The sequence below is a fragment of the Burkholderia sp. Tr-20390 genome (assembly GCF_017104595.1).
Lineage (GTDB): Bacteria > Pseudomonadota > Gammaproteobacteria > Burkholderiales > Burkholderiaceae > Burkholderia.
Genome location: NZ_JAAGPC010000196.1, coordinates 1 through 16087 on the forward strand (window position 1 = coordinate 1; position 16087 = coordinate 16087).

General features: G+C 67.2%; 15 protein-coding genes and 1 pseudogene. 10 read left to right on the top strand and 6 right to left on the bottom strand.

Features of this window, described 5'->3' with window-relative positions; all coding sequences use genetic code 11:
• Positions 1 to 148 (bottom strand): annotated as a pseudogene (locus G3N98_RS40010) (phage tail protein); the annotation flags it as partial.
• 108 nt (positions 149 to 256) lie between these two features.
• Entirely contained in the window at positions 257 to 1264 is a 1008-nt protein-coding gene (gene hpnA / locus G3N98_RS33200; RefSeq protein ID WP_206150553.1) for a hopanoid-associated sugar epimerase, read from the bottom strand.
• A 176-nt stretch (positions 1265 to 1440) separates the two neighbouring features.
• Between hpnA and G3N98_RS33205 the strand changes: the two genes are divergently transcribed.
• The 3 genes from G3N98_RS33205 (at position 1441) to G3N98_RS33215 (ending at position 4127) form a co-directional block, all read left to right on the top strand.
• A complete protein-coding gene (locus G3N98_RS33205; protein WP_069253069.1) occupies positions 1441 to 1737 on the top strand; it encodes an acylphosphatase in 297 nt (98 codons plus the stop codon).
• A 16-nt stretch (positions 1738 to 1753) separates the two neighbouring features.
• Entirely contained in the window at positions 1754 to 2653 is a 900-nt protein-coding gene (gene rarD / locus G3N98_RS33210) for an EamA family transporter RarD (RefSeq protein WP_206150554.1), read from the top strand.
• A gap of 397 nt (positions 2654 to 3050) precedes the next feature.
• The gene (locus G3N98_RS33215) at positions 3051 to 4127 is read left to right on the top strand and encodes an OpgC domain-containing protein (RefSeq protein ID WP_206150555.1); all 1077 of its coding nucleotides are present in this window, start codon (positions 3051 to 3053) and stop codon (positions 4125 to 4127) included.
• A gap of 46 nt (positions 4128 to 4173) precedes the next feature.
• On the opposite strand, the gene G3N98_RS33220 is transcribed toward G3N98_RS33215, so the two are convergent.
• Together G3N98_RS33220 and G3N98_RS33225 are read right to left on the bottom strand one after the other, a co-directional pair.
• Entirely contained in the window at positions 4174 to 4380 is a 207-nt protein-coding gene (locus tag G3N98_RS33220; RefSeq protein WP_089475861.1) for a hypothetical protein, read from the bottom strand.
• Between the two features lie 120 nt (positions 4381 to 4500).
• Complete coding sequence (locus tag G3N98_RS33225; protein ID WP_089475860.1) at positions 4501 to 6021, bottom strand: oligopeptide:H+ symporter; 1521 nt, start codon at positions 6019 to 6021, stop codon at positions 4501 to 4503.
• Positions 6022 to 6521: 500 nt separating this feature from the next.
• On the opposite strand from G3N98_RS33225, the gene G3N98_RS33230 reads away from it, so the two are divergent.
• The 7 genes from G3N98_RS33230 (at position 6522) to G3N98_RS33260 (ending at position 14396) form a co-directional block, all read left to right on the top strand.
• The gene (locus G3N98_RS33230; RefSeq protein WP_069252724.1) at positions 6522 to 7100 is read left to right on the top strand and encodes a cupin domain-containing protein; all 579 of its coding nucleotides are present in this window, start codon (positions 6522 to 6524) and stop codon (positions 7098 to 7100) included.
• Between the two features lie 179 nt (positions 7101 to 7279).
• On the top strand, positions 7280 to 8893 hold the full coding sequence (locus tag G3N98_RS33235; protein WP_206150556.1) for a peptide ABC transporter substrate-binding protein: 1614 nt from the start codon (positions 7280 to 7282) through the stop codon (positions 8891 to 8893).
• Between the two features lie 11 nt (positions 8894 to 8904).
• Positions 8905 to 9843, top strand: coding sequence for an ABC transporter permease subunit (locus G3N98_RS33240; protein ID WP_089475858.1), 939 nt, complete (start codon positions 8905 to 8907; stop codon positions 9841 to 9843).
• Positions 9844 to 9856: 13 nt separating this feature from the next.
• Positions 9857 to 10759, top strand: a complete 903-nt coding sequence (locus tag G3N98_RS33245; RefSeq protein ID WP_206150557.1) for an ABC transporter permease subunit — start codon at positions 9857 to 9859, stop codon at positions 10757 to 10759.
• Positions 10760 to 10761: 2 nt separating this feature from the next.
• Complete coding sequence (locus G3N98_RS33250) at positions 10762 to 11754, top strand: ABC transporter ATP-binding protein (protein ID WP_175239930.1); 993 nt, start codon at positions 10762 to 10764, stop codon at positions 11752 to 11754.
• Positions 11751 to 12770, top strand: coding sequence for an oligopeptide/dipeptide ABC transporter ATP-binding protein (locus G3N98_RS33255; protein ID WP_174973976.1), 1020 nt, complete (start codon positions 11751 to 11753; stop codon positions 12768 to 12770). The genes G3N98_RS33250 and G3N98_RS33255 overlap by 4 nt, the downstream gene beginning before the upstream one ends.
• Before the next feature lie 165 nt (positions 12771 to 12935).
• Complete coding sequence (locus G3N98_RS33260; RefSeq protein ID WP_085038394.1) at positions 12936 to 14396, top strand: OprD family porin; 1461 nt, start codon at positions 12936 to 12938, stop codon at positions 14394 to 14396.
• A gap of 54 nt (positions 14397 to 14450) precedes the next feature.
• Here the strand turns inward: G3N98_RS33260 and G3N98_RS33265 are convergent, their stop codons facing one another.
• On the bottom strand, positions 14451 to 15446 hold the full coding sequence (locus tag G3N98_RS33265; RefSeq protein WP_089475854.1) for a DedA family protein/thiosulfate sulfurtransferase GlpE: 996 nt from the start codon (positions 15444 to 15446) through the stop codon (positions 14451 to 14453).
• A gap of 152 nt (positions 15447 to 15598) precedes the next feature.
• Positions 15599 to 15868, bottom strand: a complete 270-nt coding sequence (locus G3N98_RS33270) for a hypothetical protein (RefSeq protein WP_089428821.1) — start codon at positions 15866 to 15868, stop codon at positions 15599 to 15601.
• Between the last annotated feature and the right edge of the window lie 219 nt (positions 15869 to 16087).

Consider the following 16087-nt stretch of genomic DNA (forward strand, 5'->3'; position numbering starts at 1 on the left):
CGTGACGCTCGGCCGCGGCCCGGGCCTCCGCTGCCGCGGCGCGCGCGAAGGCTTCCGCGCTGCGGGCCGCCTGCTGCGCGGCGTGGTGATCGTGGAGGAGCTGATCGACGCCCGTGGCGAGCGAAGCGATCTGATCGTTCAGGTTCATGCGTGTCTTCTCTGCGTAAGACCCGCGATTTTAACCGCTGCGCCGGTAGCGGGCCGCGCGCGACGTGTAACAAAGTGCGCAAAGCGGCGTGAAGCACGCCGCTTTGTGTTACTTCAGGTAGCCCGCGGCGCCGAACCAGTCGAGCGCATCGCGCAGCCCTTCACGGTACGGGCGCGCCCGGTAGCCGAGTTCGCGCTCGGCTTTCGCGGACGTGAAATACATCTTGTTCTTCGACATCCGCAGCCCGTCCACGGTGACGAACGGCTCCTTCTTCGTGAACTTCGCGACCGCTTCCGCACCGACCGCGAGCGGGTAGAGCGGCCAGCGCGGCAGCGCGATCGTCGGCGCCTTGCGGCCCGTCATCTGCGCGATGTCGGCCAGCATCTGCTGCAGCGGCAGGTTCTCGCCGCCGAGGATGTAGCGCTCGCCGATCCGGCCGCGCTCGAGCGCGAGGAAGTGGCCGTGCGCGACGTCGTCCACATGCACGAGGTTCAGCCCCGTGTCGACGAACGCGGGAATCTTGCCGAGCGCGGCTTCGACGATGATGCGGCCGGTCGGCGTCGGCTTCACGTCGCGCGGGCCGATCGGCGTCGACGGATTGACGATCACGGCCGGCAGCCCTTCGTCGGCGATCATCCGCTCGACCGCGCGTTCCGCCAGCACCTTGCTGCGCTTGTAGACGCCGATCGCCTGCTCGGCCGTGAGCGGCCGGTTTTCGTCGGAGGGATCGCCGGCGCTCGTCACCTTCAGCGTCGCGACGCTGCTCGTATAGACGATCCGCTCGACGCCTTCCGCGCGCGCCGCGCGCATCGTCGCGACCGCGCCCTCGAGGTTCGCGCGCTCGATCTCGTCGGGATCGGGCGCCCACAGCCGGTAGTCGGCTGCCACGTGCAGCAGGTAGCGCACGCCGCGCAGCGCGACGCGCATCGACGCCTCGTCGCGCATGTCGCCGGTGACGATCTCGGCGTCGAGATCCGCCACGTTCGTGCGCGGGCTGGTCGGGCGCACGAGCACGCGCACCGCATAGCCTTTCTGCTGCGCAATGCGCGCGACGGCCGAGCCGACGAAGCCGGATGCGCCGGTGACGAGAACGAGATCGCGGGAGGTATCAGTCATGCGTTTCCTTCAGGGCCGCGCGCGGGCGGCGCGGCGGTTGAGCATCGGCGAGATTGTACGTGGTCGGCGCGGGCGGCGACGCCAGGCCGTGACGGGCATGAAGCGGCTCCGGCCCGTGTGCGAAGCGGCCGACGCGACTACAATGCCGGGCTTGAATGCAACGGGAGGGCGACGCGATGAGCCGCAATGAACTGGACGAACGGATCGAGACCTACTACGTGCGGGTGCGCGGCGTCGTGCAGGGCGTCGGCTTCCGTCATGCGACGGTGCGCGAGGCGCATGCGCTGAAGCTGCGCGGCTGGGTCGCGAATCTCGAGGACGGCACCGTCGAGGCGATGATCCAGGGCCCCGGCGCGCAGATCGACCGGATGCTCGCGTGGCTGCGCCACGGGCCGCCGGCCGCGCGCGTGACCGAGGTGACGTTCGAGGAACGCAAGACCGAGAAACGCTTCGAGCGCTTCCAGCAGCAATAAGAGGCGCGGAGCGATCATGACGGGGTATCCGGAGGCCGGGCGCGGCCTCGTGTTGTCGGTGATGGCGTCGACGCTGTTCGCGCTGATGTCCGCTTACGCGAAACTGCTGGCGCCGCTCACGGGGCTCGACATCTTCGCGTGGCGCGTGTTGTGGACCGCGCCGGGCGCGCTCGCGCTGATCGCGCTGCGCGGCCGTTGGCCGGCGCTCGTCGACCTCCTGCGCCGCGGCGTGCGCGACTGGCGCCTGCTGATTGCGCTGCCCGTGAGCGCCGCGCTGCTCGGCGTGCAGTTGTGGCTGTTTCTGTGGGCGCCGCTGCACGGCCGCATGCTCGAAGTGTCGCTCGGCTATTTCCTGCTGCCGCTGACGATGGTGCTCGTCGGCCGCTTCTACTATCACGAACGGCTCGATCCGCTGCAATGGGCGGCGGTCGCGTGCGCCGCGCTCGGCGTCGCGCACGAAGTGTGGGCGACGCGCGCGTTCGCGTGGCCGACGCTCGTCGTCGCGCTCGGCTATCCGCCGTATTTCGTGCTGCGCCGGCGGATCAACGCCGATTCGCTCGCCGCGTTCGCGGTCGAGATCGTGCTGCTGTGCCCGATCGCGTTCGCGATGGTCGTGACGAGCACGACGCACGTGGCCGACCACGCGGTGCTGTGGGCCGTGCTGCTGCCGGGCCTCGGCGTGCTCAGCACGCTCGCGCTCGCGAGCTACCTGAAGGCGAGCCGGATGCTGCCGATGGCGCTGTTCGGGATTCTCGGCTACGTCGAACCCGTGCTGCTCGTCGCGGTGTCGCTGCTGCTGCTCGGCGAGACGCTGAGCATCGCGAAGCTCGCGACGTACGGGCCGATCTGGGTCGCCGTCGCGCTCACCGCGTGGCACAGCGCGATGTTGATGCGGCGCCTGCCCGCGCGCGGATAAACGTCGATCGCGACGCGGCGGCTGCATGCGGCGTGCCGCGTCGCGCATCGCAAAACCACCACGCCGCAGCGGTCGAACACATTGATTCTGGCCGCAAACTGGCATCGCGCTGACGCGAGTCTGGCGACGCTGCCCGCCTTGCGCGACAAGGCTCGCGCGTGTAATCGAACAGAAGATTCGGTTGCACTTTGTTACTTAGGGTCTCCCCGGATCGGCCATTAGACTGGCCTTACCGACTTCCCTTCGTATGCAGCCTTTCAATGAACGGTCATCTCCGTGCCTGGCCGGCCGGGTTGGCGCGATGCGGGCATACGCGTATCGCCGCTGATCGCGCTCGCCTTCCGCTCCTCGATCCATTCTCCGGTGCGTACCGCACCGCCGTCGAGCAGGTGTGCTCATGTCGTTGAGCCCGCCGCCTTCCGCCACGTTTCCACCGTCGCGCGGCGGCCGCCTGATCGAAGTCGATTTCTTCCGCGGCATCGTGCTGTTGATGATCGTCGTCGATCACATCGGCGCGAGCGTGCTGTCGCGCGTCACGCTGCACGCGTTCGCGCTGTGCGATGCAGCCGAGGTCTTCGTCTTTCTCGGCGGCTTCGCGACCGCGAGCGCCTATGGCGCGATTGCCGAGCGGCACGGCGCGCGCGCCGCGCAAAAGCGCTTCGTGCGCCGCGCGATGCAGATCTACCGCGCGTTTCTCGCGACCTCGACACTGATGCTCGTCGTGTCGGCCGTGCTCGATCACTACGGGATCGATGCGCCGAACCTCGCGCTCGACGACGTCAGCGTGATGCTCGCGTCGCCGCTCACGGGCGCAGCCGAGCTGCTGACGTTCCAGCGCCAGCCCTATCTCGCGTCGGTGCTGCCGATGTACGTGCTGTTCGCGCTCGCGTCGCCGGTGCTCGTGCCGTTCGCGCGCCGGCATCCGTGGCTGCTGGTTGCGCTCAGCGTCGCGTCGTGGCTGACGGCGGGCTGGCTCGGCCCCGAACTGCTGGATGCCGACGGATTCCGCTGGAGTTTCAATCCGTTCGCGTGGCAACTGATGTTCGTCGCCGGCGTGCTCGCGCGCTGCCAGCCGTTCTACCGGCGCATCGCGCTCGGCTGCGCGAGCTACAAGCTGTTCTCGGGGCTGCCGCTGCCGGAAGGCGTGTTCAAGCGCGATCTCGCGCTGCCGCGCGTCGTGAGCTTCGCGGCCATCGCGTGGCTGATGGCCGATTGCGTGCGCTTCGGCTGGATCGCGCGGATCGCGCAGGGTGTGCGCCCCGTCGTGGCCGTGGGCCAGCGCGGGCTGATCTGCTTCGTCGCCGGCGCGGCGATCTCGCTCGTCATCGATTCGCTGCTGCATCCGGTCGTGCGCAGCGCGGATCTGCGGCACGTCGGCGTAGGCCTCGTGGCCGACGCGTGCGCGCTCGGGCTGATGATGGCCGTGGCCGGCTCGGGATCGTGGATCGCGCGGTGGCGCGGCGCGGCCGCGTGAGCGGCGCGGGACGCAGTGCGTGCGGCACGGAGCGTGCCGCGCGGCGTCAGTGAGGTGAGTCGATACGGGAGCGGGGAACGGGGGTGGCGTCGTCGGATTCGGCGTCGTCGCGTTCGTCGGGCGCCGGCTCGTCGCGTTCCGCGAGTACGGCGTCGGCTTCGGCCGCGGCGCGCGCGGCACGTATCGCGGTGCAGCGCTGAGCGTGCCGGATGTCCGACAGTATCCTCAAGAGCCGCGTTGCTTTGCTTTTCATCGTCTTCTCCCGCCAGTGCGCATCTCGCGAAGCGGATGCGCTTCCTGCAACCAGTGTAGGACGCGTTCGCGTGCCTGGCGGGAGAATGTGGCGTGCACGCCGCACGCCGAGGGATATTACTTACTGCGCGGTGGCGACGCCCTGCGCCTGCGGCGCTTCTTCGCGGCGCGCTTCCGCACAACGCTGGTGCTGGCGCGACAGGCGGTTCATCAGCGGCAGCAGCAGCAGCGCGAGCACCATGCCGATCGCGGCGAGCCAGCCGAGCTTCTCGAACAGCGACAGGTACAGCGGCAGCGATTCGGTGGCCGGCAGTTCGTGCGACGGCATCTGCGCGAAGTTCGCGACGACGCTGCCCAGATACTGCGACACGCCGGTCGCGACGAAGTACGCACCCATCATGAAGCCGCTCATGCGCGCCGGCACGTAGCGGGCGATCATCGCGAGGCCGAGGCCGCTCACCAGAAGTTCGCCGAGCGAGTAGAGACCGTAGCCCCACACCATGAACCACGACGACACGCGGCCGTCGACCGCGTAGCGGCCGCTGATCGTGAACACCAGGTAGCCGGCGGCCACCGCGCCGAAGCCGAGCGCGTACTTCGCGGCGACCGGCAGGTCGCGGCCGCTCTTCGCGACGGCGTTGTACACCCACACGAGCACCGGGCTCAGCAGCATGATCCAGATCGGGTTCAGCGCCTGGAACTGCGCGGCGCTCCACGTGAACAGCGTCGTGTCGAACAGCATGAAGCGCGGATCGACGTTGCGCAGCGCGAACAGCGTCAGCGACGTCGACATCTGCACGTAGAAGATGAAGAACAGGATCACCTGGCCGATCAGCACGAGCGCCGCGATCAGGCCCGCGCGCTCCGAGCGCTCCGACTTCGCGATCATGTACGCGAAGATCGCGAGGATCGCGAACGCTGCCGTCCACACGCTGGCGACGGCGAGCTGCTTGTGCTGCAGCACGTACAGCGTGATCAGCGCGAGCCCGACCCCGCCCAGCGCGACCGCGCCGAGGCGCTTCCAGCGGATCGGCTGGTCGTCCGGCAGCGAGCCGACGTGCGCGAGCGTGCGATGCATCAGCATGAAGTTGAGGATCGCGAGCAGCATGCCGCCGCAGCAGACCGCGAACGCGGCGTGCCAGCCCCAGTGATCCTTGATCCACGGCGTCGCGAGCATCGACACCGTCGAGCCGATGTTGACCGCCATGTAGTAGATCGTGAACGCGCTGTCGATGCGCGCGTCGTCGCCTTCATAGATGCGGCGCACGAGGTTGGCCGCGTTGGCCTTGAACAGGCCGTTGCCGACGACGATCACGCCGAGCGACGCGTACATGTACGTCAGCTGATCATTCGGGACCGACAGCATCAGGTAGCCGGCGCACAGCACGGCCGCGCCGATGATCATCGTGCGACGGGCGCCGAGCACCTTGTCGCCGATCCAGCCGCCGATCGACGGCGCCGCATAGACGAGTGCGGTGAACGCACCCCAGGTCAGGTTCGCATGGCTGTCGGTGAAACCGAGCCGGTCGACCATGAAGAGGACCAGGAGCGCGGCCATGCCGTAGTAGCCGAAGCGCTCCCACATTTCGATGAGGAAGACCGTCGTGAACGATCGGGTTTGTGAAACGGGTGGTTGCATCATCAATCTCGTTTGAAACGGACGGCACGGATCACGCGTCGTCTTTGGGGTCGAACTGGCGCCGATGCACAATGGGCCGGGTAGGCTTCGTGCTGGCGATGGAACAGTCGGGCGGTTAGCCCGGGCCGGGGTCGGACTCCGCCGGGTGTGGCGGGGAAGGGCCCCGACCGGCGCGCGCATGGTAACGGCTGCCGGTCCGGTGCGTCAGGTGCCTGCCACCTAGGGAAACTCCCAATGTGGCAGCAGCTTTCAGGAACATTCGTCTCATCATCTATTTGTAAGATTCCGTGCAGGTCCTCCGAAGATTCCCGGAGAGCCGCTTGCAGCTTGCCTGTGAAGCCGGCGAGTCTGGCAAGATAGCGCGTCGTTTCGCTCGCTTCGTGTCCCGTTTAGTGCACCGGGCTTGACACCGAAGACGTGGGCGAACCCGAAGACTAAGCTATATCGTTCTAACTTAGTTATTTTCCATCAAACATTTTTTGACGATCACTTTTCGGCCTGCTATGGTTCCCCCCACTGAAAACTCGCGGGCTGCAGATGCTGCCGCGCTGGGCAGCAAGATTCGCGCGTTGCGCCAACGACTCAAGCGCACGCTCGACGACACCGCTACCGCCGCGGGGATTTCGAAGCCGTTTCTGTCTCAAGTCGAACGCGGGCTCGCGTCGCCGTCGCTGACATCGTTGGCCGGTATCGCGCACGCGCTCGGTGTGACGGTGCAGTACTTCGTGGATACGCCGAGCGAGGAACGCTCGGTGTGCCGAGGCGAGCAGCTGCGCTTCTTCGGGTTTGCCGATTCGGCGAACCTGTTCGCGCGGCTGACGAACGTATCCGAAGGGCGCCAGCTGGAGGCGATCCTCGTGAGGATGCCGCCGGGGCAGAAGCGGTCCGAGGTGACGACACATGCAGGAGAGGAGTTCCTGTATGTGATTGAAGGGGAAGTGTCGCTGACGCTGGAAGGCAAGACGTTCGTCCTGCAGGCCGGCGACAGCTCGCACTATCAGTCGACGGTCCCGCACAGCTGGGTCAACACCGCGAAGATCGAGTCGGTGGTGGTCTGGGTCGGTACACCGAGGCTGTTCTAACGCACAGGTATTCCTTCGTTTCGAAGACGGAATACCTGTCGAAAGAAACGTAAGGAATACTAAAATGCAATACGAGAATCACGGGCCTCCTCAATCGCTGCGCCCGTCAGCGTCTCAAGCGTAATCCGCGGCATCCGCCGCGCGACGCTCACCGAACAACCTTTCTCAAGACTGCCACGATGAAATCCTTGCATGCCATGTCGGCCGTGCTGGCCGCGCTCGCCCTGATGCCTGCCGCCCACGCCGTTACCGTTCCGTCGAACGTCGCGCTCGCGCCTCAACAGGACCTGACGCGACAGGTGCCCGCCGAAGTCGAGTCGCTCGACCCCGCGCACATCGAGTCGTGGACCGGCAACACGATCGGCCTCGACCTGTTCGAAGGGCTGGCCCGCATCGATGCCGCCGGCCAGGTCGTGCCGGGCGTCGCGCTGTCGTGGGAGCGCAAGTCGCCGACGACGTGGATCTTCAAGCTTCGCCGTGACGCGAAGTGGAGCAACGGCCAGCCGGTGACGGCCGCCGATTTCGTCTATTCGTGGCAGCGCCTCGTCGATCCGAAGACGGGCTCGAAATACACGATCCTCGTCGAGTTCATCAAGAATTCGAAGGACATCATCGCGGGCAAGGCCGCCCCGTCGACGCTCGGCGTGCGCGCGGTCGATCCGTACACGCTCGAGGTGACGACCGACGTGCCCGTCGCGTTCTTCCCCGAGCTGACCGCGATGGCGCCGCTCGTGCCGGTGAACAAGGACGTGGTCGCGAAGTTCGGCGATGCATGGACGCGCCCGGGCAACATCGTCAGCAACGGCGCCTACCAGCTCGTCGACTGGCAGCCGAACAACCGCATCGTCGTGACGAAGGACGCGAAGTACTGGAACGCGCCGAAGGTCGTGATCAACAAGGTCACGTACCTGCCGATCGAAAGCGACGAAACCGCGATGCGCATGTACCAGGCCGGCCAGATCGACTACAGCTACTCGATCCCGTCGGGCATCTTCCAGCAGGTCAGCAAGCAGTTCGGCGGCGAGCTTCGCCAGGGCCTGCAGCTCGCGACGTACTACTACTACCTGAACAACAGCGACGCGGCGCTGAAGGACAAGCGCGTGCGCCAGGCGCTGTCGATGGTGATCGATCGCGACGTGCTCACGTCGAAGCTCACGCAGGCCGGCGAGAAGCCGATGTACGGCCTGATGCCGAACGGCACGAAGGGCGTGCAGCAACCGTTCACGCCGGAATGGGCGTCGTGGCCGATGGCCAAGCGCATCGACGCCGCGAAGGGCCTGCTGAAGCAGGCCGGTTACTCGGACGCGAAGCCGCTGTCGTTCACGCTCACGTACAACACCAACGACCTGCACAAGAAGGTCGCGCTGTTCACTGCATCGGAGTGGCGCACGAAGCTCGGCGTCAACACGAAGCTCGAGAACGTCGAATTCAAGGTGCTGATGAAGCAGCGGCATGACGGCAAGGTGCAGATCGCGCGTGACGGCTGGTTCGCCGACTACAACGACGCGATGACCTTCTTCGACCTGATCCGCTGCGGCAGCGCGCAGAACACCGTCGGCTACTGCAACAAGCAGGTCGACACGCTTGTCGACGAAGGCAACCAGAAGCTCGATGACCAGGCGCGCGCCGCGCTGCTCACGCAGGCGCACGACACGGCGCTGAACGACACGCCGATGGTGCCGCTGTTCCAGTATTCGGCCGACCGTCTCGTGAAGTCGTACGTGGGCGGCTATTCGCTGAAGAACGTGATCGACATGCGTGCTTCGCAGGACATGTACCTGATCAAGCACTGAGCGGAGCGATCATGCTGGCCTACGCACTGAGGCGCACGTTGTGGGCGGTGCCGACGATCCTCGCGGTCGTCACCGTCTGCTACCTGCTCCTGCATTTCACGCCCGGCGGCCCGTTCGATACGGAAAAGCAGCTGTCCGCGGCCACGCTCGCGAACCTGAACGCGAAGTATCACCTCGACGAGCCGCTGTGGAAGCAGTACCTGCTGTACCTGAACGCGCTGCTGCACGGCGATCTCGGCCCGTCGTTCCGTTACGTCGACTGGTCGGTGAACGATCTCGTGAAGAAGGCGCTGCCCGTGAGCCTCGGCGTGGGCGGTGTGTCGATCCCGATCTCGATCGTGTTCGGCGTGCTGCTCGGCACCATCGCGGCCGTGCGCCGCGACAGCTTCATCGACCGCTTCGTGATGCTGATCGGCAACTTCGGCAACGTCATCCCGCCGTTCGTGCTCGGTCCCGTGCTCGTGTGGATCTTCGCGATCCTGCTGAAGACGTCGTCGGGCAACGGCTGGCTGCCCGCGGGCGGCTGGGGCGACGGCGGCTGGCAGTACCGGCTGCTGCCGATCGTGCTGCTGACCTTCATCAACATGTCGCTGCTCGCACGCGTGATGCGCGGCTCGATGATCGAGACGCTGTCGAGCAACTACATCCGCACCGCGCGCGCGAAGGGCCTGCCGGGCTCGACGATCGTGCTGCGCCATGCGCTGAAGCCCGCGTTGATGCCGGTCGTGTCGCTGTTCGGCACGGTCTGCATCACGTCGATCACGGCGGCCGTCGTCACCGAATCGGTGTTCGCGCTGCCGGGGCTCGGGCAGCTCGTCGTGAACGGTGCCATCAACCGCGACTACACGCTGGTGCTCGGCCTCGTCGTGCTGACGACCGTCTGCGCGGTGCTGTTCAACCTGCTGGTCGACCTCGCGTATGCGTGGCTCGATCCGCGCATCCGTTATTGAGCGAGGCACAGCGATGACTCCGACTACTCCCGTCGTCGGCCTGCCCGTGCAGACCGACTCGCCGCCGCGTTCGCGCTCGCCGCTCGCGCTTGCGATGGCGCGCTTCCTTCACAACCGTGCGGCCGTGTTCAGCCTCGTGCTGCTCGCGCTCATCACGCTCGCCTGTTTCGTCGGCCCGTGGCTGCTCGCGGCCGATCCTTCGGCAAGCGACTGGGGCTCGATCAGCCTGCCGCCGACCTGGGCGAACCAGCACTGGTTCGGCACCGACGAACTCGGCCGCGACCTGCTGGTGCGCACGCTGATCGGCGGCCGCGTGTCGATCGAGGTCGGCCTGCTCGGCACGCTCGTGTCGGGCCTGTTCGGCGTCGCGTGGGGCGCGACCGCGGGCTTCGCGGGCGGCCGCGTCGACTCCGTGATGATGCGCATCGTCGACATGATGTACGCGATCCCGTACCTGCTGATCGCGATCCTGATGATGACCCTGTTCGGCCGCTCGTTCATGCTGGTCGTGCTGACCATCAGCGCGTTCTCGTGGATCGACATGGCGCGTGTCGTGCGCGGCCAGACGCTGTCGCTGCGCAGCCGCGAGTTCGTCGATGCGGCACGGGCGATCGGCGTGTCGCCGGCGTCGATCGTGCGGCGCCACATCGTGCCGAACCTGCTCGGCGTGGTCGTCGTGTACGCGACGGTCTCGGTGCCGGGCATCGTGCTGACCGAATCGGTGCTGTCGTTCCTCGGCCTCGGTGTGCAGGAACCGATGACGAGCTGGGGCGTGCTGATCCAGGACGGCGCGCAGAAACTGGAATCGATGCCGTGGCTGCTGCTGGCCCCGGCCGTCATGCTGTGCGTGACGCTTTACTGCGTGAACTTCGTCGGCGATGGCCTGCGTGACGCGCTCGACCCGAAGGATCGCTGAAGATGGCCGCACTGCTTGAAGTAGACAACCTCGGCGTGCGCTTCACGCGCAAGGACGCGCCGCCGGTGGACGCCGTGAGCGGCGTGTCGTTCTCGCTCGAAGCCGGCAAGACGCTCGGCATCGTCGGCGAATCGGGCTCGGGCAAGAGCCAGACCGTGATGGCGATGCTCGGCCTGCTGGCCGGCAACGGCACGACCACCGGCGCCGCGCGCTATCGCGGCGACAACCTCCTCGAGATGGATTCACGCGCGCTGAACAAGGTGCGCGGCGACCGGATCGCGATGATCTTCCAGGATCCGATGACGTCGCTCAATCCGTTCCTGACGATCGAGCGGCAGATGACCGAGACGCTGCAGCTGCATCGCAAGCTGTCGCGCAAGGACGCCACGAAGCGCGCGATCGAGGCGCTCGAATCGGTGCGCATTCCCGACGCGGCACGCCGCATCCGCATGTATCCGCACGAGTTTTCGGGCGGCATGCGCCAGCGCGTGATGATCGCGATGGCGCTGCTGTCCGAGCCGGAAATCCTGATCGCCGACGAGCCGACCACCGCGCTCGACGTGACCGTGCAGGCACAGATCATCGACCTGCTGCGCGAGCTGAACCGCGAGCGCGGCACCGCGATCGTGCTGATCACGCACGACATGGGCGTGGTCGCGGGCCTCGCGGACGACGTGATGGTCATGTATGCGGGCCGCACTGTCGAATACGCGCCGGCCGAATCGATCTTCGCGGCGCCGTCGCATCCGTACACGATCGGCCTGCTCAACGCGCTGCCGCGCCTGACCGACGCGGACGATGCGCCGCTCGTCGCGATTCCCGGCAATCCGCCGATGCCCGGCACCGCGCCGGCCGGCTGCGCGTTCGCGAAGCGCTGCACGTATGCGGAAGAACGCTGCGGCGCGGCGCGCCCCGCGCTCGAAACCTATGGCGCCGTGGGCGCGGTGCGCGCGTGCCACCGTCCCGTGGCCGATCTGACGGGAGGTCTGCGATGAGCGTCAATGAACGTCGCCAAGCCGGCGCGACGGACGACACGCTGCTGTCCGTCGAGGGTCTGAAAGTGCATTTCCGCGTGCCGCTCGGCGGCTATCCGTGGTCGCCGAAGGGGACGCTGCGCGCCGTCGACGGCGTGTCGTTCGACGTGAAGCGCGGCGAGACGGTCGGGCTCGTCGGCGAGTCGGGCTGCGGGAAGTCGACGCTCGCGCGCGCGCTGATCGGCCTCGTGCCGATGACGGCCGGCACGGTGAAATGGCGCGGCGAAGCCGTGGCGCCCGATCACCTGCGCGGCACCACGATGCGGCGCGAAGTGCAGATGATCTTCCAGGATCCGCTCGCGTCGCTCGATCCGCGCATGACGATCGAACAGGTCGTCGCGGAGCCGCTCGTCACGCACCAGGCCGGCCTCGGCCGCACCGAGGTGCGCCGCCGCGTGGTCACGATGCTCGAACGCGTCGGCCTGAACGCGCATCACCTGCTGCGTTATCCGCACGAATTTTCCGGCGGGCAGTGCCAGCGCGTCGGCATCGCACGCGCACTGATCGGCGAGCCGAAGCTCGTGATCTGCGACGAACCCGTCTCGGCGCTCGACGTGTCGATCCAGGCGCAGATCGTGAACCTGCTGCGCGACCTGCAACGCGAACTGTCGTTGTCCTATCTGTTCGTTGCACATGACCTGGCGGTGGTGAAGGCCATCAGCCAGCGTGTGCTCGTGATGTATCTCGGCCGCGTGATGGAGTTCGGCACGCGGCATGACGTGTACGGCGTGCCGCAGCACCCGTACACGAAGGCGCTGCTCGACGCGGCGCCGACGCCGGAGCCGGCGCGCGAGCGTGCTCGCCGTCCGATGCTGCTGGCGGGCGAGATGCCCTCGCCGCTCAACCCGCCGTCCGGCTGCGCGTTCCGCACGCGCTGCCCGGTCGCGATCGACGCGTGCGCGCAGGACGTGCCGTTGCCGGAAGTTCGGCAGGGGTCGGCCGCGCGTGTCGCGTGCATCCGCGCGGGTGTGGCGTGAGCTGAAGTGACGCAGCAAACATAACCAAGGCAGGTCAACAGGGGTAGGTGCGGCGCGAACGATCTTCGCGCCGCGGGTACAGGCGCGTCTTTAATCGGGCGCGCCGGGGGGCCGGGCGCGGATCGCAACCGGCGTGGACGATATCAACACAAGACGAGAATGACGATGAAAAAACAGAAGACGATCGGGACGGCATCGAAAATGCTGCTTGCCTGGGGGCTGCCGGCGCTCGCCGGTGTCTCGCTGACGGGCGTCGCGCACGCCGACGACGCGGCCCCCGCGCCGCTGACGGTCGCGCAGGCCGCACCGGGCACGACCGTTGCGCAGGCAACGACCCCGAACGCCATCATCAACGCCGAAGCGAACCAGGCCGTCACGCCGCCCGACGAGCCGTCGGCGCAGTCGCAGTCGAAGGGCTTCATCGCCGACAGCCACCTCAACTTCCTGTTCCGCAACTACGCGGACGTGCTCGACGCCAAGGGCGGGCCGCATCGCCACGCGTGGGTCCAGGGCGCGATGGCGAACTTCGAGTCGGGCTACACGACGGGCCTGATCGGTATCGGTTTCGACGCATCGCTGTATGCGGCGCTGAAGCTCGACGGCGGCCAGGGTGCCGGCAGCATGGTGCACATCGCGAAGGGCGGCGGTGGCGGCAACCAGCTCGCCTGGGCCTATCCCGGCATCTACGATGTGAAGGCGCGCATCTCGAACACGGTGGTCAAGTACGGTCTGCAGGCCGTCGACAACCCGTTCATGGAGCAGCACGACAACCGTGCGCTGCCGCCGACGTTCCTCGGTGCGACGCTCGTCAGCAATGAATTCAAGAACGTGATGCTCGAGGCCGGCAGCTTCACGAAGACCGACGCGCGCGGTCACACGACGCTCACCAACCTGACGACGCAATACGGCGGCACGCGCATCAACCGCCTGTCGTACGTCGGCGGCACGTGGGACTACTCGCCGAACGGCGAAATCGCGCTGTACGCGAACCAGGCCGACGACGTGTGGCACCAGTACTACGCGTCGGTGAAGCACAGCATCGGCAGCCCGCAGACGATCAAGTGGACGGGCTTCGGCAACGTCTACTCGACGCACGACACGGGCGACGCGCTGCAAGGCAAGATCAACAACAACGCATACAGCCTGTCGCTGGCCGCGCAGCACGGCCCGCACGAGCTGCTGCTCGGCTTCCAGCAGGTGCTCGGCGACCAGTTCTTCGACTACCTGAACGAAACGAACGGCATCTTCCTGACCAACTCGATGGACGTCGACTACAACGCGCCGCACGAAAAGTCGCTGCAGCTGCGTTACACGTTCTACGGCAAGGAAGCGGGCCTGCCGGGCTTCAAGGCGATGGTCTGGGGCGTGACGGGCTGGGGGGCGGACGGCAGCGCGGGTGCGGCGAACGACCCGAGCAAGTCGAGCATCTACTGGAGCAACGGTGCACCGGTGCAGGGCCGCCACCACGAGTTCGGCTTCATCCCGTCGTACACGTTCCAGAGCGGCAAGCTGAAGGACACGAAGGTCACGTTCATCGCGATGTGGCATGCCGGTTCGGCACACTACTCGGACGCGACGAACACCGAGTACCGCCTGGTCGTGAACCTGCCGCTGCACGCGTTCTGATCGCCGGGGGCGCAGGCGCCCCCGCCTCGCACGGCCGGCCTTCGATCGACGCGATCAGGCCGGCTTGTGCAGCCCCGCGACCGGATCGTTCGCAGCGGGCATGTCTTCCACGAGCGACGTGAGCTGGCGGCCCGTGTCGCGCCAGGCATCGAGGCCGCCGCGCAGCGCGAGCGCATCGGTGAAGCCGGCGTCGAGCAGGCGCTTCGCCATCAACGCGGCCGTGAACTCGTTCGGGCACGAGCAGTACACGACGAACTTCTGCGAGAACGGATAACGCGCGACGATGTCGCCAATCTGGCGTTCGTCGGCGAACTGCGCGCCGGGTATCGTGAACGGATCGAGCTTGCGGTGCTCGGGCGAGCGCACGTCGAGGACAACCGGCGCGGACGTATCGCGCAGCATCGCGTCGAGCTCGTCGACGCCGACCCGCGCGCTCGCGAGCTGGCGGATCAGCGCGCGGCGGCGCATCCAGCGGATCGCCGCGTACACCGCCAGCACCGCGACGGCCACCAGCAGCGCCGCGCGGCCGAGCTGGCCCGCGCCGGCGAACAGCCAGTCGATCTGGCGCGCGAACATCAGCCCGACCATCAGCCCGACGATCGTCCACAGCGCGGCGCCGAGCGCGTCGTAGCCGAGGAATGTGCGATAGCGCGTGCCGAACGCGCCGGCCATCGGCACCGACACGAGCGACAGCCCCGGAATGAAGCGCGCGACGGCGAGCACGCGCACGCCGTAGCGGCCGAAGAAGCGTTCGGTTTTCTTCACGCAGCTGTCACGCGACAGCGACAGGCGGCAGATCGTCTTCAGCGTCGTGCCGCCGAAGCGCCGGCCGGCGAGGTACCACACGGTGTCGCCGATCAGTGCGCCGAGCACCGACAGCACGACCACCGTGACCAGTTGCGAGCCGATCATCGCCGGGTGCATCGCGGACATCGCGCCGAACAGCACGAGCGTCGGCATCGCGGGTACCGGCAGCCCGATGGCCGCCGCGAGCACGTTGACGAAGACGAGAAGCGGCCCGTATTGGGCGACGAGGTCGCGGAGGAGCATGACGGCTGGCCGAAAAGGAAACGCGCGCGGAAAGCACGCAGATGGGCCGATTATCGGCCTTTTTCAAGTCAGCGGCGGGAATAACGCAACGTGCGTGATGGCGGCAGGGGGCGCGGTGAGCCGGCGCGTTGCGCGCGGCTCACCGTTCGGAATCAGGAGGAGGTGCGGGCGAGCGACGCCGCGCCGTGGTTTTCGCCGGGGAGCTCGGCGCCGTGCGAGCGGATCGCCGCGATCAGTTCGGCCGGCGTGATCTCGTAGCGGACTTCGCGGTGGATGCCGGGCTTGCGTTCGTCGATCTCGATCAGCAGCACGCTCTTGCCGTCGCCGGTTGCTTCGAGCCGGAGCGAGCGCAGTTCGCGACCGTCGGTCGGGTCGTGTTCGGTGAGCAGGGTCATTGCCCCGGATGAGCCGGAAGTGCGCATCGAACCTATCCTCGTATCGTGGATGCCGTAGTGGCGAAGATGTCTTGGTTGAATACAGCTTGGCGCAGTTTAACGCGAACGGGCCGCAATTCGGAGCAATTTCGTTGGGGGGAATTGAGGGCTGAACCATTGATCCTTCTGATGTTTGAGCCGCGCGGGGCGGGCGTTTGCGCCGGATCGGGCGCAGCCGCGGCCGGCGCCTGACCGCCGTGCGCGGCC